An 18557-nucleotide genomic window follows, 5' to 3' on the forward strand; every position below is an offset into this window, starting at 1 on the left:
GTGAAGCGTTTCTTGGGCATCTGGGCATTCCTCCGTTTCCAGATTCATGCCCGAAAAATCGCAATCGGTCCGGACCAGTTCTCCGGGTCAGGACCCGGATCAGCCGTGTCCTGCACGCGATCCGAGCCGGAGGGCTTGCACTGGAGAGGCGGGAGGAAGCGTTCGGCATTTCGTCCGGCAAAAAGCCTTCCGCCATCCGGATGAATGTTGAGGTCCATCAGGAGCCTCAAGGCGCGCCGACGCTTCGTGCGACGGAGGCGGAAGCCTTCGGCATTCACTCGACCGTCTTCGGCTTCGAAAGCGTTCTCGCGGAGGAAGCAACGGGCGTCTACGTGCGGATCGCGCCGCGCGGACTGCAGCGCGTGCTGGTCAAGTTGAGGAGTCGGGCGAACTTCAGATCGAATTGGGTTCAGTGCTTTCTGGATTTTGCGACCGGTGGCCGCAGAATGAACAGAGCTGGCCAGGGCCTGGATCTGACTTCGGTCGATTTCTTCCCGGAAGCGGAAACAGGATGGTGGCAATTGAGGTTCGAAGGCCTTCTTCAACCGGACTCCGGCGTAGCCGAGGTCGAGGTTGTCGCGCTGCCGGACGATGGCTCCGAGTGGACGTCCAATGGAAGCCCCGATAGGGGATTCGACATTTCGGAGGTGACTCTTTCGCGTCTGGCTTGGTCGGGACGTGATCCTTTGGCGCCAGGCAAAACGGTTGCGGCCCCCAGCGCAAACCAGCCCGCAGCGAGGCCCGAGCCTCCGAGGATGGTCCACTTGGAGAAACGGCGGCAATTGCGGGCCGCCTATCTGGCGTCGCCGGAATACCGGCGTATCGCGGATATGCGCGATCGTCACAGGGGGCGGCGCGCCTTCATCATCGGCAACGGGCCTTCGATCCGGAACCAGGATCTCACGTTGCTCCGCGACGAAGTAACGTTCGTCACCAATTGGTTCGTCAACCACGAACAGTTCGAGGACATCTCACCGACCTACATGTGCGTCTCGTCGCATGAGATGTTCGGGGGCTGGGGGAACGCGAAACCTGAGCTTAACGGCGAATGGGCGCGAAAGATGCAGGATCGCGGGGGGAAGGTTCACAAGTTCTTCTCGTTCGCCTTCGCAGACTATCTCCGCGAAGCGGCGATATTTCCGGAATCACAAACGGATTTCCTGCTTTTCGATCGGCCCAAGGAGCAGGTTGACGAAGCGGAAGACATCAATCTCGATCTGAGCCGGCCGATGATGGACGGCTATACGGGCGTAATCACCTTCTGCCTCCCTCTCGCCCATCATTTCGGCTTGAAGGAGATTTATCTCATCGGCTGCGATTGCGACTATGACATCAAGCCGGATTCCGATGAGAAGGCCTACTTCTACGATTACAAGCAACATGCCTCTTCCACGACAAAGACAGAAAGCCTCTTGCGCGTCTGGGCGGATGACGGCCCTGTTTTCCGCTCATATGAGATCGCGCGCAAACGATTTGCCGCAGATGGCGTCTCCATTGTGAACGCCACGGATGGCGGCCGGTTGAACACATTTCCCAGGTTGAGCTTCGAGCATGTGCTCGGGATGAAGCCGGCGGGGCGACCATGACGTTTTCTTCGGCTGAGGAATTCGCTCTCTGCAGCGCCGTCAACGACGATTTCGCCGTCGCATACATCCTGATGATCCACAGCTTTCGCCGTGAGAATCCGGCTCTGCGCCCGCGCCTCTACGTCATCGCCGAGAGCGGCGAGCAATTCCTGTCGCCTGCCGCCAGAGAGATGATGCTCCGCTGGTGTGGGGAGATCGAGTTCGTCGATGTCGACCCTCTCTCCTACGAGACGGTGCATATGCATGCGCGAACGACGTTCAAGACGCCGGATCGCTTGATGCCCGCATTCTACATTCTTGAGGCGTTCAACCATCCCGCCGAGCGAAAGGTGCTCTGCCTCGACAGCGACATGTTGATCTTTGGCTCGCTGGAGGAGGTTTTCCTCGCGGAGGGAAGCTTCGTGGCAGTGCGCGCGCGAGACGCCTCCACGGGAAGGCCGCGCGCCTTCGTGAACACCGGGGTCATGCTGGTGGACCGCGAACGCATGAACGGGCTGATGACGACCGACTATGTGCTCGATGCCATCAGGGACCTCACGCCGCGCCGCGGAACCGGCCTGGCGGATCAGGCGATCATCAACCTCTTCATGCCCAACCGGCGGATCACATATCTGCCGTCGATCTTCAACTACACGAAACGCTCGCTTCTCATTTCATATCTTCGGAGACATCCTGAGAACGAGTACTTGCTCAAGGCGCAATGCGAGATCGGAACAGCGGACGAGATGGTTGCGTGCGTCGAGGAAGATGACATACGCATCCTTCATTTCGTCGGCGAGAAGCCGTGGCAGATCAAGCAGAGGAGCGATGAGCGTTCCTTCGCGGCGATCGACGAAATCTGGTGGCGTGAACTGAAGGCTCTGGACGATGGGGAGCTTTCCGGGTTTGTCTACGGACGAATGCAATCGGTGCTCGCAGCGGGCGTGCAATGATCGGTGCGGTTCGGCTGCGGGCAATCAGCCGAAAATCGAGGTAATGATGACTGTGTCCATGAAAAACGTAACCTTCGAGTATGCGGACGTTCAGTTCGACGCAGCGGTTCGCGATGAGGTGAAGGCGTCGATAGCGTCGGCCGGCATTGCAATTCTGAAGGGATATTTTTCGCCTGAGACCTGCGATGCGCTCGTAGGAACTATTGATCGCGCGATCCAGGAGCGGCCGGAAATCGTATGGCGCCGAAGCGATCTGCGGATATTCGGCGCAGACGTACTGGCTCCGGAAATCGAGGCGTTCCGACGCGATTCATTCCTTGAGGAGGTCGGCGAACTCGCCGTAGGCAAGACCCAGAGATGCGTTTTCTCCATGGCCAATCGGCTCGAGATGGTGGCGGGCCAACCGCGCCGCTCGGGCGGGGACTGGCACCGGGACCGAATGTCTCCCCAGTTCAAGGCGATGGTCTACCTGACGGATGTCGGGCCGGACAATGGCCCCTTCTCTTTCTTTCCGGGGTCCAACAGGGTCTGGCCCTATGGCGTGTATTGCAAGGAGACCAAGTTCGATTTCTTCGCCAACCGATGGACGCCGGACGAGTTCGCCGATTTCCAGGAGGCTGCGAAGGCCAACCGGTTGATTGTGACCGCCCCAAAGGGATCGGTGGTGCTCTTCGAGAGCTCGAACATTCATTCGGGCCTTCCGATAACCGATGGGCGGCGATATGCGATCACAAACTATTACTACGCGGAGGATGAGATCGATATCGCGAAGATGACCAAGAAATTCATGCCATGCGCCAGGCCGATCACCATGCCCGATTTCTCGACACGGGCCGCCTGAACATGGAGAATGGGAACGCCGAAGGGCCGCTTCGGCTCGATCCGGCGGAGTTGGACTCGCGACGACCGAGTGGAACGAGGGCTTATCTGTCGTTCAACGAAGTTTCCCGCCCAGGATATGATGTTTGTGTCGTAGTGTACAAGCAAGACACGAATGAACTTGTCCTGCATGGAAAGGACGGAGTATTCGCCGAGGTGCTCGTCGAAAATGTTGCCGAACATCTCGCGACTGATCGGGCCAGCGCCGCCGCATTCTGGCGAGAACTCTACCGGATCTGTGCGCATGGCGCGATCGTCAAGTTGTTGCTCAGGGCTCGGCCTATCGGCGCCGCCAGCGCATTTCCGAACTCGCTCGGCGAGATGCGTGAGGCAATTGAGCGTGTCTGGACACTCGACATGGACGTCGACGCATGCTTCGCGGTCGAGCAGGGCGTTTCCTTCGGTCTGCTTTCCTACGAGCCGATATTCTCGGCCGAGTACCACCGCGCAATCAAGCGCCGCAAGATGACCCAGGATGCAGCTCTCGCGATTGCCGAAAAAGAGGGCGGAGTTGTCGATTTCCATTACTTCTCGTTGATCGTTAACAAGCGCCTCAGTGCCTTTGAAGAGGTCGAGCTGTGAGCGGCGCTGTGAAAGACGGGCGCCTTCTCGGGACTTCAGGCGACAATCCATATTTCGTCGACATGGCTCGATTGGGCCCGGAATCGGTGATCTACTGTGGCGGCCTGGGGCATCAAATAGAGTTTGAGAGGGCGCTGGTTCGCGAACTTGGCGCTGTGATAAACTGTTTTGACCCGACGAACGAGAGCGCGACTTATTTGCGACAAAAGAAACCTGAAGGCCTGCGTTTCTCTCGAATAGGGCTTTCCGGTACGGACGGCTCCATATACTTCACCGTGAAGAAAGAGCGGTCGAAATACTACAATTCTGTCGAGATTCGAGAAGGCCATTCCGCCGGGGTGGGGGAAGAAGTGTTCGAGGTTCGCCGGGTCGGCACGATTATGAAAAAAATGTCTCATCGAGTTATAGACCTCTTCAAGATCGATATAGAAGGGGCGGAGTACGCAGTTTTGGACGACATGATTTCGTGCGGAATACTCCCGAACCAGATCGCACTGGAGTGGCACTACTCTTATATTGGCGCAGGTGACCGCGTGCGTGGGCGCGACATCACCAAGTCTTACGTGGATAAGCTTATCGGTTTCGGTTACAAGGTTATCTACTCAACACGTTCAGACACGGAAATGACGTTCGCCCGGACGGATGCTTGATGCAAGTCATCGCGGCCGCTGCAGACAACACAAGAAAAAGTAGAGAATCGCCCGAATGACAGAAAAAAGCACCACGGATATCGCTGAGACGCTGCAGAGCCTTCATGATCTCATCGAGTCCCAGTCAAAAACGATTGGCGTTCTCCGCAAGGAAATCAAGGCGCTTCGTACTCGACCGGAACTCACTGCCCAGGAAATCAAGGCCGATCATGTTGTCTTCGAATCCATGCTTGGCTCGCTCCTTTCGCTTGAGCAGTGCCGCCTTCTTCATCGTTTTGTTTCGGATAAACACGAATGGCTGAACGCGGCGTCCCCTTGGTATACAGAAGGCGCGAAGACTTGGCTGTCAGCGAACGTGCGTTACACCGATAGTGTGATCGAGTACGGTGGAGGGCGGAGTACAATCTGGTGGTGTCTGCGAACGCAACGCGCCTCACTCGTCGAGGCGTCGCCAGAGTGGACGATTTGGATCCTTTTGTATTTGTACAATCGTCCGGAAGCGCTCAAGAACTTGCGTCTGCACTTCACGCCGGCGGAGTGGAACCCGAGTTTTCAAAAGCTCTCGAAGCGCTACTGGCTGAGCCACCGCGCCGCCCTGAACGAAGGTGACGTGATCAGGATGGAGAGCGATCTTGCCGATCCGAGACTGTTGAATGGCCATAATATACTAGTCCTTGATGGCGCAATCCGATATTTTGTGATGTGCCGCTTTGGCGCTCTAAAGCTTTTCGAGCAATTCGAAATGGTGATTGTGGATAATACAGAAGCACGAAACAATTCGTTCGTTGCAGATCATTATTTCAAGGATCTTCCGTTCCGGCGGCTGGATTTTGTCGCAGGGCCGAACGACATTATACCAGGCCATCAGAGCGGTGCGCACATAACCTCAGTTTACGTGCGCGAGGATCGCTTCGCCGGTTCGACTCCCATAGATATTGGCAGGAGCTACACGCTCACGGATGCAGAGCGGGACGCTTACCAAAACCCGGGTCAGGCTGACGACGACACGATCCATAAGCTTATCAAGCATTACGAGCGCTATAGTGCTCTTGGCTAGTTCTTGAGAGCCCGTCTCCGTGAGGCAGGTTATCTGGATCTGCTTAGGCCGCATATGTCACCGCTCGGGTGAGGCCGGGAGGTTGCTTGAGCCCGTGGACTTAATCCTGATCTTCGCTCGAAGTTCCTTCCTCGTCCGTTTCGGGGCGGAGCGAGCGCCAATGGGATTGTCGCCGATGGCGAGGAAGGTGAAGCCGCAAGCAAGGCGGCGCTGCCTCGCCTGAGCTTCCTGAAGAACGAGTCGGGGAAAGGTCCGCTGGTCGCCGACCCGAGGGTGTCGCGCTGCTGGCGACGGAACCAGACCTCGCGGCGGGTTGAAGGCAGTCCCCCCGAGCGCGGTGTCGGGCTGACGTTTTCTGTCCGATGCAGGTCATTTGGCCCAAACCGTGAAAAAAGTGTGAGGCGCTTTTAAAGCAGGTGAAGTTGACGCAGTCTGACTACTAGACGTAGCGGCGCATCACGTTTCGATTCGGCTCATTCGAGGGCGCGCGGTTTGAAACGACAACTTAAGATCAGGCTCTTCGGTGCGTTCGTCGCGGAATGGAGCGACGGCGGTCAGCAAGAGATAAGAGGCGCGAAGCAAAAGGCCCTGCTCGCAGTGCTCGCGACCGCGGCCAACGGCCGGCACACGCGGACCTGGCTTCAGGATCTCCTCTGGTCGCGATCGGGCTCCGAGTTGGGCCGCGCGAGCCTGCGCCGGTGCCTGTCGGACCTTCGCGCGGTGATCGGCGGCGGCTTCGACGAGCTCTTCGAAGTCACCAACAGCGACATCGCGCTCCGCCCGGAGCGGATCCGGATCGTCGGCGATCCGCGCGACGGCGACTTCCTTGAGGGGATCGACATCCAGGAGGAGGGCTTCGAGGACTGGCTGAGGCAGAAGCGCCGGGGCGGTCCAATCCCGCCCGCGATCAGCGTGGCGCGGGAGCAAGAGGGGATCAAGCCGCGGGTCGCGATCCTGCCCTTTCTCTGCCATTATGGGGCGACCGACGCGGCCTATTTCGCCGATCTCCTCGCGCTCGAGATCTCGCGGGCGCTGAGCCGGTCTCATTTCATCGATGTGATCTCGCATCTTTCGTGCAGGAGCCTCGCCGGTTCGGCCGTCGACCTCGCCGTCGTGCAGCGGTCGCTCGGGGTGGACTATGTCCTCTACGGCTCGTTGCGGGGCGACGCGCAGCGCTTCTCCGTGGACGCCGACCTTTTCGACGCGCGCCGCGGCAAGCTCTTGTCGACGCTTCGCCACGATGACGGTGTGGCGGCCGTGCTTTCCGGCGAGAGCCGCGCCGCATTCGACATGGCGAACCATGTCGGCCACCGAATTCTGTCCGCTTCGGTCGAACTGGCCCGCACGAGACCGTTGCCGAACGTGGAGACGCACGCTCTGCTGATGTCGGCGATCGCTCTGATGCACCGGCATACGAAGGACGCGTTCGACGACGCGAGGCGCAGGTTCGAGGAACTGATCGCCCGCGCGCCCGGAAGCCCGGAGGGATACGCATGGTTTGCGAAATGGCGGATCCTTGCGGTGTCGCAGGGGTGGAGCGCGGACGCCGCGGCGGATACGGCCGCCGCGTCGAAACTGGTCGACCGCGCGCTTGAGATCGATCCCAGAAACTCGTTCGCGTTGGCGGTTGACGGCATGGTCCAGGCGGACCTTGCGCGGGACTACGCGACGGCCAGCAGCCGGTTCGAGGCGGCCGAGGCGCTGGAGCCCAGCAACACGCTCGCGGCGATCCTCAGGTCACGGCTGCATTCCTTCAGGGGCGAGGGTCCGCTCGCCGTCAGATATGCGGAGCGCGCGCTTGCGCTGTCGCCGCTCGACCCGCATGCGTATTTCTACGACACGCTCGCGGCGACGGCCTATGTGACCGACGGCCAGTACGAGCAGGGCCTGGCGGTGGTCGAGCGGTCCCTGAAGGCGAACGCGCACCACGCCTCGGCGCTGCGGGTGAAGGCGGTGGCGTTGGCCAAGATGGGGCAGGAGGCTGAAGCCTTGATGGCGGTAGGCGCGCTGCTCAGGCTCGATCCCGACCTGACGGTCCAGAAGTACCTGCGCAACCATCCCGCGGCCGCTTTCCAGATCGGCCGCGACTGGGCGGAGACTCTGTCCTCCGTCGGACTTCCATCGCGTTGAAGAAATATTCGGGAGAGGGGAAATCGAATGGCGTCGTCAACGGGCATCACCGGGATCACCGGGATAACGGGCATCACCGGCATAACAGGGATCACGGGCATAACCGGGATCACCGGGATCACAGGCATTTCGGGCGACGCGCCGGTGGCGGGATCGATCGACGCCGCGACGGCGGCCGGTCTCCTCCTCGCGCGGGAGGGGATCGTCGGGCGGTGGGTCGTCGACGACGTGCTGGCGCCGAAGGAGAGGACCATCGGCGAGCCCGCCAACATCGAGGACTGGTCCCCGGCGGTGCGCGCCTCGGTCATCCTCCGCGAGATCCTCTCGACGCTGAGGGTCTCGCTGGATGGCGACCAGGCCGTCCTCTCCTTTGAGAAGCACCCGCCCGAGGCCGCGTCTTCCGCCGAGATCTGCAGGTTCACGCGCCCGGGTCATGCGGATTTCAAAGAGCAATTGAGATACGTGCGGAGCTATGCGGATCTGCGCTCGGATCGCGCGACGGAAATCCTGACCCAGACGGGTTTCACGACGCTATATTTCAACCACATCGTCGGGCTTCATCCGGGGCAGCGTCGATGGACCCACGAACTCATCGGAATCATCTACGCCGTGGCCAGCGCCTGCGTGCTTGACATCAAGCATCTCCTGGCCTGCCAGCGGCCGGACGCGTTTTCGCCTCAGGTGCAGCCGATGATCCCGACGCCGGGCCACGGCGCGCTGCCGAGCGGCCATGCGACCGAGGCCTACGCGGTGGCGACGTTCCTCCGCGCCTTCCTCGCCAGGCGGGCCGGGGCCGGGGCGGCGAAGCTCGGCGACATGTTGTTCCGAATGGCCGAGCGGATCGCGATCAACCGGACCATCGCCGGGGTGCATTTCCCGGTGGACTCGGTCGCCGGCGCGGCGCTCGGCGCGACCATCGGGAAGGTGCTCACGGGGCTGGCGGCCGCCGGGGGCATAGGCTGCGAGTCGCTCTCCGTCCGGAAGGTCGTCTTCAACGGGACCAATTCGCCCGACGCCGATTTCGACCATGACGACCTCTTCGACGACGCCGGCGAACTGAAGGATGCAGGCGACCCCCGGGTGTTGCTGAACGGAGCAGCCGAGGTCGCGCCGGTCGAGCGCTCGACGTTCGGCGCGTTGGTCCGGCTCGCCGAAGCCGAATGGCCGAGGCGCTGACCATGGCCCGTCTTGTGTGGCGCGACGACGTCGCCGACAACGTCGTGCAGGAAGTCGAGGGGTCTGCCCGACCCGTCGACCTGACCGACGGCTACGCGCACTGGTTCTTCCGCTATGCGCGGGAGTTTCGCCGCACTGCGGAGATCGAGAAGAACGACGAGGCCGACTTCTCGTACGCGGCAACGATCAGCTACGGCGCCCGCAGCAGCCGAGGCTCATGGAGAAACCGGAGTTTCGCGCGCACGACAATCCTGCGCGCGGTCACGATGAAAGTCTCGTTCGACCAAGCCGCCGGCGCGTCCGGCGACGCCTTCTCGGTCCTGCTGCCGCTCCGCAAGTCGAGCATCGGGGAGGCCGATCCGAAACAGCCGGAGATCGATGTCCGCGGGCGTGGGATCACCGGCGAGACCGTCCTCGTCGCGATCATCGACGACAGTTTCAATCCCGCGCATCAGGAGTTCCTGTTCAAGGAGGGCGAACAGTGGCGGTGCCGGTTCGAGACGCTGTGGGTGCAGGACGCGCCGGCGCGGGAGAATGGCACGGTCCGCTATGGCAGGGAGGTCATGCCCGGCGAGGTGGAAAGGCTGTTGAACAGCAATCCTCGCCTCACGGAGGGCCAGATCCTGGATCGGCTCGAGATCACCCGGGGACGGGGGCGCGAGTATTCGCCGAGCCCGCTCCACATGCGGTTCTCGCACGGGTGCCATGTCGCCTCCATCGCGGCCGGCTACGGTCCGGACGAGCTGGACGGCGAGGACGCATGGCTTGCCGGCAAGATCCGGGTGATCGGCGTGCAGATCCCGGTTCTGGCCTCGCAAGATTCCTCGGGCGCGACCCAGCTGGCCGCCACGTTCGACGCGATCAACCACGTGTTCGAGCGCGCGGCGCAAATCGGCGAGGCGCTGTGCGCGCCGGTCCCGGTCATCCTCAACTTCAGCTACGGGCTTTCGAGCGGGGCGCGGGACGGGGCGTACATCCTCGAATCCCAGCTCAAGGCTTCGATCGAGCGCTACCAGGAAAAGATGAGCGAACTTGGACACGGCGAACCCTATGTCGAGGCGGTGCTGCCCGCCGGGAACGCGCACCTGACGCAGACGCATATAGCGACCGATGTCGCGCAGGAGCTCGGGCCCAAGCGGCTCGACGCTACGTTTCGCGTGGCGCATGACGACCGCACGAGCAGTTTCATCGAGCTCTGGTGCCCGCGCGGCGCGACCGACGTCTTCCTGACTCTCGAGGCGCCCGGCGTCGCGCGGGAGCGGTTCGCGATCAGCGACGCCCTGGCGCGGGAGCCGGGCGCGGCGCGAGCCTGGATTCTCGTCGCGGCCGCGGATTCCGGTGAGCGTCCACCTGAGCGGGCGGCGGCGCGGGTCGCGGTGGACACCCCGCTCGACCCGGGCCCGCCGAGCGCCGACGCGCTTGCCAGGCATGCGCCTTGGTCGTCGTACAGCCGCATTCTCATAGCGCTCGCGCCGACCACCCGGATCGATCACAAGCTGCCGGTCGCTCCGGCAGGCGACTGGAACCTGTCGCTCGAGGCGCTAGTCCCCGTGGACGGGGTGCTGGAAGGCTGGATCCTGCGCGACGAGAACGTGTCGCACGTCGCGCCCCGAGGGCGGCAGAGCCACTTCCATTCTCGGATCACCGACACGTCGCGGTTCGATGCGATGACGGACTGGAACGTGGACGAGTATCCGGACGGCGCGATACGGCGCAACGGCACGCTGTCCAGCCTCGCCACCGCGAAGCGCGGAAAGCCGTGGCGGGAGCGTTCGAGGAAACAGCAGAAGCCGCAAGGCGAGGCGCAGGAGGCGGCGCAAATGGCCGAACTTGTGGCTGAAGAGGCGAAGTCGCGGCGCCGTTCGAACGATTGCATCACGATTGTCGGCGGGGGATACGCCCATAACCTCGCCGTCGCGCCCTACAGCGCCGCAGGGTCGGCGCGCATTCCCGCGCCCGAATACGTCGCGCCGACCGAGACCAGCCGCGCGATCGCCGGAATCCTGGGCTGCGGTTCGCGCAGCGGCGCGTGTGTCGCGCTGAACGGCACGAGCGTCGCCGCCCCGCAGATCGCGCGCATCATCGCCGAGGCGGCGGCCAAAGCGCTGCAAGCGGGCGACCCGTTGCCGAAGGTAACCGGGATCCTCGAACCCCTGACGCTCCCGAGGCCGACAAGCCCGAGCCCCGAGCGGGAGACGCTGACGAAGCGGTCGGCGCGCCTTGAGCGGCTTTCAGGCGGCCAACTCTATCATGACCCGTCGAAGCCGCGGCACGGTTTCCACTCCGCCAGCCAGGCGAGGCGGATGCGGCTGCGATTCCGGCCGGAGGACTGACCACGCTCCCGAACGGCTGGCCGCCGTCTTCTCCGTGAGGGGGCGGCCGGCCCGGGCGCGTCGCGTCGGCCTGCGCGCCTGCATCGCGCTCTCAGCCCCCCTCTGACCCAGAGACCGTGACGCCGCAGTAGATTTCGCGGTTTCCTCACGCTGCGGCTCACGCTTTTCGGACTCTCGCGATGCGACGCTCTCTCCAACGACCGCGCCTGGCGGCCTGGGATGGAGAGCGAAATGACGGAACAGATCGAATTGAGGTTCGGCGACACGCCCGTCGGACTGAGGAAGAGCGAGGCGATGGTCGGCCTGCGGCCCCGCCCCGGCGCGGACGAGGCCTTTGGAAACGCGATGGCCTTCGAAGCCGCGAACGGGCGAGTCAGGCGCGAAGGAGCCATCGCCGGGTTCGAGATCATGCGCCTGACCGGCGGAGAGGCGGACGCCTGGCTCGACCGGCGGCGGGCGGAGCCCTACATCGCGCTCGGCACCCATGTCTGGCATATCGGGGACGATCCGACGCCGCTGACGCCGACTGGCGAGATCTATCTCCGGTTCGTCGCCGGGCTGCCGGACGCGGAGAAATCCGATCTGATCGCTGAACACGGGCTCGGCCTCGTCGAGAGCCGCGGGGCTGACGTATTCATTGTCACCGTGACGAGCAGGTCGCGGAACCCGGTCGCGGCAAGCGGTAACCTGAATGCGGATGCCCGCGTCTCGACGGCCGAGCCCGACATGGGCACGCCGATCAGGCCGCTCGACGGCGCGGGGGATAGTGTCGATGACCTCGCCCCTCTGCAATGGCACCTGCGCAATCTCGGCCGACACGGTGGAACGGGCGTCGGCTACATTGCGGGCGCAGACGCTCGCATCGTCGATGCGTGGGCGCTGCTGCCGGAGCCAGGCCACCGAGACATCAGGATCGCAATCATCGACGACGGTTTCGATCTTTCGCACCCGGATCTTGACGGGCAGGCGGACGCAACCTTCGACGCGATGACTGGCGGGTCAATTGACCGCCCGCGCGCCGGGGCGGCGCACGGCACGGCCGTCGCCGGGGTGGCGCTGGCCCGGCGGCGTGGCGGGCGCGTGGTCGGCGCCGCCCCCGCCAGCCGTCTGATCGCAATCGCCTGGGGCGGCGAGCTCTCCGACGCCGAATTCGAGCGGTGGTTCGGGTTCGCGTTGCGCTCGGACGCGTCGATCATCTCGAACAGCTGGGGCGCCTATGCGCGGCTCTTTCCGCTATCGACCCGCAAGAAGAACATGATCGAACGCGCCGCCCGCGAAGGGCGGGGCGGCAAGGGCTGCATCATCCTGTTCGCGGCCGGAAACGACGGCAGCGATGTGAACGACCCCGCTGGCGGGTCGTTGAACGGCTTCGCCATCCATCCGGACGTGATCGCCGTCGCGGCGACCACCAGTCAGGACCGGCGCGCAAGCTATTCCAATCATGGCGAAGAGATCTGGATCTCGGCGCCGTCGAGCGGGGACGGCGGCTGGGGGATCGTCACGACCGACGCGACCGGCTGGGAGTTGACGCCATCGGGAACCTTGCGGCCAGCCGGGTATGCGCGCGGCGCCTATACGGTCCAGCGCGACGACCGGTTCGGCGGCACATCGAGCGCCTGCCCGCTCGCCGCCGGCGTCTGCGCGCTGATACTCGCGGCCAATCCGACGCTCACCGCGGCGGAGGTCCGCCGCATCCTCGCCGAAACGGCGCGGCGTCTGCCTGACCAGGCTTCCTCCCCCGACCGCTATTTCGGCTGGGGCTGCGTGAACGCCTATGAGGCGGTCCGGGCCGCCCAGGCGGCGCCGGGAGCGGTCTCTCCGTTGATCGACGAAGGCCCCGCGCCCCGCGACCCGCGGCTCACGTGACCGCGGCAGAGCAGGAGAGAATAAGATGTACGACGCTCGGGACGTAAGGGAGCGGCTCAACCTTTCGGTCGAGCTGATCCCGTTTGGACAAAGGAACCGGCCGGGCCAGCTCATCCGCCCGGACCACATCACGATCCACAACACCGGCAACGACGCCCCCGGGGCGGACGCTGCGGCGCATTCCCGCTATGTCCGCAGCGGGCCGGATGTCTCGTGGCACTTCACTGTCGACGACATGCAGGCGATCCGTCACCTCCCGGTCGACGAGAAGGGCTGGCACGCCGGCAGCCGCGGCAACGCGCGGAGCATCGGGATCGAGACCTGCATGCATCGGGGCGTCGACCAGCCGGCGGCCAACGCGCGGGCAGCGCTGCTGACCGCGGTCCTGCTCCGCAGGATCGGCCAGGGCGTCGACCGCGTGGTGCCGCACCGGCGCTGGTCCGCCACATCCTGTCCTGTCCTCTACCTTCGTGACTGGCAAGGTTTTCTCGGAATGGTCGAGGATCGCCACGGGCGTCTTCCCCCCGGGCTCGACGTCGATGAGGCGCTGATGCTGTCCGTCGAAGACCGCGGGGCGCAGCCGCTGCGCGCGGCGGGACCGCCGCAGGCCGACGATGACGAGCCCGATCTGGATCACGGCGCAATCGCCGAGGCGCTGGGCCCGTTTCTCACGAATTAGTCGAAGCAAGGGAGAAGATGATGACCTGTTCAAGAGGGCTGAAGGTTCCCGGGGGCGGCGCGGTCGCGCTGGCCGCGATGATGACGGGGGCCTGCGCGCCGGGCCTCCAGCTGGCGACCGACGAGCGGGCGCTGGTCGATCCGAAGAGCAGAGCCGTGAACGTCGCCGGCGGCTCGCCGCTGGCGCTGCGGAATTTCGGAGACCTCGTGACCTATGGCGCGGCGCTGTCCGAAACCTATGTCACGGCGGCCGACCGGATCGCAGCGGGGCAGGATGCGGCCGCGCTCGGGATCATCGCGGCTGCCGCGACCGCGGTCGGGGGGCTGGCGTTCAACGCGCCCGCCGCCGTGACCGGCGGGGCCGGACTTGCGGGCGGCGTGATCGCCGCCGGGACGCAATACGTCAACGGCCCGTCCGCCATCAAGGCGCTGCTCGCCGCTTCGACGCAGGTGGCCTGCGTGGTGCGCGCCGGGCAGTCGAGCCTGCCGCTGGACAGCTTTTACACAGAGCACCGAGAGTTCGAACGGCAGCGCATGGCCATCGTCCAGGGCGGCTATGTCACCGCGCGGATCGAGCTCAGGCGCGCCCTGATCCGGGAGCTTCCCGACTTCGCCGGCACGTTCAGCGCGCTTCAGGCCGCGTCGAAGCCGGGCGACGCGGCCCCAGCCGCCGCGCCCGCTGTGGCCCAGGGGCTCGCCAAGGACGCCAGGGCGGCCGCGGAGGCGGAGGCAGCGATCCGGGCCGCGCTGAAGGCTGCGAACGACAAGATGCTTAAGGATGTCGCGATCTGCTTCGTCCCGGCGCCGCTGGTCGCCCCGGCGACGAGCGGCTGACCGGGCAGGCGGAGTCACCGGGCCTGCCGGCCCGGCGGCCCCTCCGGGACGAGGGGTGAGAGAAGAGGGAAATCGAGATGTGGATGGAAGAAGCGGTCGAAAAAGCCTTGCGTGAGAACGACATCGACGCGCTGGAGCGCGAGGCGTTCGAGGCGGCGCAGGCGCCGCGGCCGGACGTTGGGTTCGGCCTTCGCGAGACCGGACCCAACCTGGCGAACCGGATCGCGCATGTGAAGCGTCGCGTTGTCTTCAACCTCAAGGCGCTCGGCGGCTTCGACGGCGCCCGGATGGCGTCGGCGGGGGGCGGCTGGTTCCATTATCCCGTCATCCTGTCCGGCGTCTTCGGTCACCTGTCAGGCGACGCGGACAAGTTCATCCCGTCATGCGGCGATGCGGCCGACAACGACGTGCGGGGCGAGGGGCGGCTTGAGCGCATCCTGAAGCCCCCCGAGCCCGGCGACACTGTTCGTGGAGGAGGTCGAGGCGGCGCTGACAGGTGCGGTGCGGGAGGAGTGTCGCCGGGGTCTCGATGGCGTGGCCATGGTCAAACCGGGTCTGCGGGTCATCGCCCACGGCTACAACGCGCCCCCTTGCGCCCTCGGCGGGCCTTGGATCGGCCAGCCGCTCGCCCGCCTGGGCGCGCCCGCAGTTTCATCCTGCGCACGTGCTGGGGCGACGGCGGATATGCCTGCGCGAGAGATCGCTACGCAGGCGGCGCCTGCACCGAATCCTACGGCGTAACCATCTGACAGAAAGAGGAAACCATGGAATCTCAGTTGCACCGCAGGGTGGCGGCGCTGGAGGCGAGGGTGGCGCAGGCCATGCGCGGAGCCGCGCCCGAGCCGTTGCGGCAGTCGGCCGTCGACGCCGCCCCGTCGATCGAAATCTCGCCCGACGGCAAGCGCGCCATCGGCAAGAACGGGCTGAAGATCGCCTACCGGGGCGACGACGCCTGCCCATATGGCCGCAGCGCGACGGCGAACCGCCGCCCGTTAGAAGCGGTCGTGATCCACCATACCGGGGACGATCACGACATCGACTGGTACGTCCAGTACCAGATCGACGGCGACCCGGGCCGCGGGGGCGATCACTTCGGGTATCATTTCTACGTCGCCCCCGATGGCGAAGTCATTCAGGGCGCGCCGCTGACGAAGCGGACGAACCACGTGAAGCCGTCCAGCGACCCGGAGCGCAAGCCCTTCGGCAGGCACGCGAACAACAGCAACGCGATTGGCGTGTCCTGCGTCGGCGCCGGAAAGCCGTTCTTCAGCCCGACGCCGCAACAGGTGGGGACGTCGCGCGCGCTGGCGCTGGCGCTTTGCGATGCTTTCGGCGTGGAGCGCGCGAGCGTCTACGGCCATAGCGAGCTGCAGCGCGATCGGGAAAGGACGATGGAGGGCGCCTCCATCGCTGAAAGCGTGCGGTCGGGCCTCGGCGCCGGGGTCGAGGACGATCTGGACGACGGGCCGATCCACGCCATGACGGCGCGGCCGGCGCTTCACGAGGACGCTGACGACCTCGACCCGGACGCCGTCCCGTGGAGCGCGGACCCGGTCGCGGTCGACGCGGCGCCGCTCGGCGCTATCGCCGGCCTCGCGACGACACGGTTGCGTTACACCAATCAGAACAGGATCCGGAACCGGCCCTGCACTGCGAACCTCGAGGAGCGGATCGTCGAGGCGGCCGAGGCCGTCTTCGGCGCCGGATGCGAGATCAACATCTACAGCGGCGGGCAGGACCGGCTGGGCGACGGCGACCGGCGCGTCGGAAGCATCCGGCACGACGACTTCGGATCCGGCGGACGCGCCGCCGACATCCACGTGTTCGATGCTGGCGGGCGGCAGATCCGGGCGCTGGAGCTCTGCCGGCTTGGCCAGTATTGGCTTGCGGCGAATTTCGGCTGCGTCGGGCTGGTCATGCAGGGCGGCGGAATCCACCTTGACGAGTGGACGACCCCGCCGCCCGGCGGCGGCCGGTTCTGGACATACGCCTACAGCGATGCGCAGCCGTGGGGACAGTCTGCGCGAACGATGCTCGCCAGGGGCGCGCAGGGAGTGTTTCCCTGAGACAGCCGTCGCCGCGTCAGTTCCCATGAAAGACGCCGCGTTCGGGAATACGAACCCTTTGCCGCAACCGCTGATGGACACGGCACGGAAACGCATGACCGGGGCGCAGGATCAAAACCGTCCCACTTAACCTTCTTGCCGTGTTGTTCCCGGATAGAAGGGAGCCGTCCTTGCGGCCCGACCGACGCTGAATGCGCCTGCCGCCGCCCGCGCGTGGGGGCGTGCGCCCGCCGACGCGGGGGACGGGGAGGCCCGCAGGCGACGCAAGCGAGCGCCGGCGGCAGGTCCGCGCTCCCGGGGCTTTGTCTCAAAACGCCCGCATCGCTTTACCGCGCGGAAAGGAACGCGCCGGAGAATGCTCAGGTCGGGCAGCATGCCCCGAAGGCTCCGGATGGGCCGGAGATGGAGCAGAACGCGCCACAGGCGCTCTAGAGAAGGAACGGCGATGACGCTTTCATCCTCACTGAACGCCGGCGTGGCCGGGCTCAGCGTCAATTCGAGCAAGCTGGGCACGATCTCCGACAACATCGCGAACTCGCAGACCAACGGCTACAAGCGCGCCATCACGGAATTCTCCTCCCTCGTGGTCAGCGAGGCGGGCGGCGGTAAGTACACGGCGGGCGGCGTCCGCTCCGCCTCGTTCCGCCAGATCGACGCGCGCGGTGGCCTTCTGACCACGGAAAGCGCGACGGACATAGCCATCGGCGGAAGGGGGATGATTCCCGTTACCTCTGTCTCCGCCCTCGCGAATCTCGATAACGAAATCCCGGTTCAGTTCGTCTCTACCGGCTCCTTCCGGCCGGACCAGAATGGCGTGCTGCGAACGTCGACGGGGCAGGTGCTGCTCGGCTGGCCGGCGAACCGCGACGGTTCGGTGCCCGCATTCCCGCGCGACACGACTACCGGGCTCGCGCCTGTGCAGATCAACAGCGGCGGCCTCGTCGCCGCGCCGACGACGGAAATCGGGCTCGGCGTCAACCTGCCTGCGGCCCAGACTCAGGCCGGCGCGAGCGGCGACCCGATCCCGCTCTCGACCCAGTATTTCGACAATCTCGGCGCCTCCCAGTCTCTCGCCTTCACCTTCTCTCCGACAATTCCGGCCACGGGCTCGTCAAACGAGTGGACCGTGGAGATCAGCGATTCGGCGACCGACGCGGCCTCGAACCCCGTCGCCTCTTTCGTCGTCACCTTCGACGACGGCTTCGCGAACGGCGGCTCGATCCTCGGCATCGCGGGGGCGACGGGCGGCGCTTATGACGCCGCGACGGGCATCTTCACCTTCAGTACGGCGAGCGGGCCGATCGAGCTCGATGTCGGCACCCCGGGCGACTCGATCGGCCTCACGCAGCTCTCGGCCGAGTTCGGGCCGACCGGCGTGACGAAGAACGGCTCCCCCGTCGGCAGCCTCTCCTCGATCACGATCACCGAGAACGGCTTCGTGCAGGGCGTCTTCGAGGGCGGTTTCGTCCGGACGCTCTACCAGATCCCGGTCGCCGACTTCCCGAACCTCAACGGGCTCCGGGCGACGGACGGACCGGCCTTCGCCGCTTCGCCGAGCTCGGGCTCGCTCTTCCTCTGGAACGCGGGCGACGGGCCGACGGGCGGCATGGTCAGTTTCGCGCTCGAAGGCTCGACCGCCGACATCGCGACCGAGCTGACATCTCTCATCACGACGCAGCGCGCCTATTCGTCCAACGCGACCGTAATCCGGACGGTGGACGAGATGCTGCAGGAAACCACGAACCTGAAGCGCTGACGATATAGGCGTCGGCGAAGATAACTCGGGAA

The 18557-nt window shown here is 64.9% G+C and carries 15 protein-coding genes; all 15 read left to right on the top strand.

The annotated features are described in order from the left end of the window. Positions 1-1586 (top strand): hypothetical protein (locus tag ACE37J_RS02650; RefSeq protein WP_409706607.1); only part of this gene is annotated, 1586 nt, incomplete at its 5' end. Beyond that, positions 1583-2518 carry a glycosyltransferase family 8 protein gene (locus ACE37J_RS02655; protein ID WP_409706610.1) on the top strand — a complete coding sequence of 312 codons (936 nt, stop codon included), beginning with the start codon at positions 1583-1585 and terminating at the stop codon, positions 2516-2518. The genes ACE37J_RS02650 and ACE37J_RS02655, both read left to right, overlap by 4 nt. Before the next feature lie 58 nt (positions 2519-2576). After that, positions 2577-3359: a phytanoyl-CoA dioxygenase family protein gene (locus tag ACE37J_RS02660; protein ID WP_409706613.1), complete on the top strand. Its 783-nt coding sequence runs from the start codon at positions 2577-2579 to the stop codon at positions 3357-3359. Beyond that, positions 3311-3979 carry a hypothetical protein gene (locus ACE37J_RS02665; RefSeq protein ID WP_409706616.1) on the top strand — a complete coding sequence of 223 codons (669 nt, stop codon included), beginning with the start codon at positions 3311-3313 and terminating at the stop codon, positions 3977-3979. Before ACE37J_RS02660 ends, ACE37J_RS02665 begins: the two co-directional genes overlap by 49 nt. Beyond that, positions 3976-4629, top strand: coding sequence for an FkbM family methyltransferase (locus ACE37J_RS02670; RefSeq protein ID WP_409706619.1), 654 nt, complete (start codon positions 3976-3978; stop codon positions 4627-4629). The genes ACE37J_RS02665 and ACE37J_RS02670 overlap by 4 nt, the downstream gene beginning before the upstream one ends. A gap of 55 nt (positions 4630-4684) precedes the next feature. Further along, positions 4685-5686, top strand: a complete 1002-nt coding sequence (locus tag ACE37J_RS02675; RefSeq protein WP_409706622.1) for a hypothetical protein — start codon at positions 4685-4687, stop codon at positions 5684-5686. Positions 5687-6283: 597 nt separating this feature from the next. Next, the gene (locus tag ACE37J_RS02680) at positions 6284-7816 is read left to right on the top strand and encodes a hypothetical protein (protein WP_409706624.1); all 1533 of its coding nucleotides are present in this window, start codon (positions 6284-6286) and stop codon (positions 7814-7816) included. A 27-nt stretch (positions 7817-7843) separates the two neighbouring features. Then, positions 7844-8992 carry a phosphatase PAP2 family protein gene (locus ACE37J_RS02685; protein WP_409706627.1) on the top strand — a complete coding sequence of 383 codons (1149 nt, stop codon included), beginning with the start codon at positions 7844-7846 and terminating at the stop codon, positions 8990-8992. Then, entirely contained in the window at positions 8977-11325 is a 2349-nt protein-coding gene (locus ACE37J_RS02690; RefSeq protein WP_409706630.1) for a hypothetical protein, read from the top strand. Before ACE37J_RS02685 ends, ACE37J_RS02690 begins: the two co-directional genes overlap by 16 nt. Positions 11326-11556: 231 nt before the next feature. Beyond that, positions 11557-13191 (top strand): S8 family serine peptidase, encoded by a 1635-nt coding sequence (locus ACE37J_RS02695; RefSeq protein ID WP_409706633.1) that lies wholly within the window; start codon positions 11557-11559, stop codon positions 13189-13191. Between the two features lie 25 nt (positions 13192-13216). Continuing rightward, positions 13217-13870, top strand: a complete 654-nt coding sequence (locus tag ACE37J_RS02700) for an N-acetylmuramoyl-L-alanine amidase family protein (RefSeq protein WP_409706636.1) — start codon at positions 13217-13219, stop codon at positions 13868-13870. Between the two features lie 20 nt (positions 13871-13890). Continuing rightward, positions 13891-14703 carry a hypothetical protein gene (locus ACE37J_RS02705; protein WP_409706639.1) on the top strand — a complete coding sequence of 271 codons (813 nt, stop codon included), beginning with the start codon at positions 13891-13893 and terminating at the stop codon, positions 14701-14703. Positions 14704-14780: 77 nt separating this feature from the next. Further along, positions 14781-15452 carry a hypothetical protein gene (locus ACE37J_RS02710; protein WP_409706641.1) on the top strand — a complete coding sequence of 224 codons (672 nt, stop codon included), beginning with the start codon at positions 14781-14783 and terminating at the stop codon, positions 15450-15452. Between the two features lie 15 nt (positions 15453-15467). Further along, positions 15468-16769 (top strand): N-acetylmuramoyl-L-alanine amidase, encoded by a 1302-nt coding sequence (locus tag ACE37J_RS02715; protein ID WP_409706644.1) that lies wholly within the window; start codon positions 15468-15470, stop codon positions 16767-16769. Between the two features lie 445 nt (positions 16770-17214). Then, positions 17215-18525 (top strand): flagellar hook protein FlgE, encoded by a 1311-nt coding sequence (locus tag ACE37J_RS02720; RefSeq protein ID WP_409706646.1) that lies wholly within the window; start codon positions 17215-17217, stop codon positions 18523-18525. Positions 18526-18557 lie beyond the last annotated feature (32 nt).

Origin of the sequence: Pikeienuella sp., from assembly GCF_046290545.1 — a bacterium.
In the GTDB taxonomy this organism is placed as follows: Bacteria; Pseudomonadota; Alphaproteobacteria; order Rhodobacterales; family Rhodobacteraceae; genus Pikeienuella.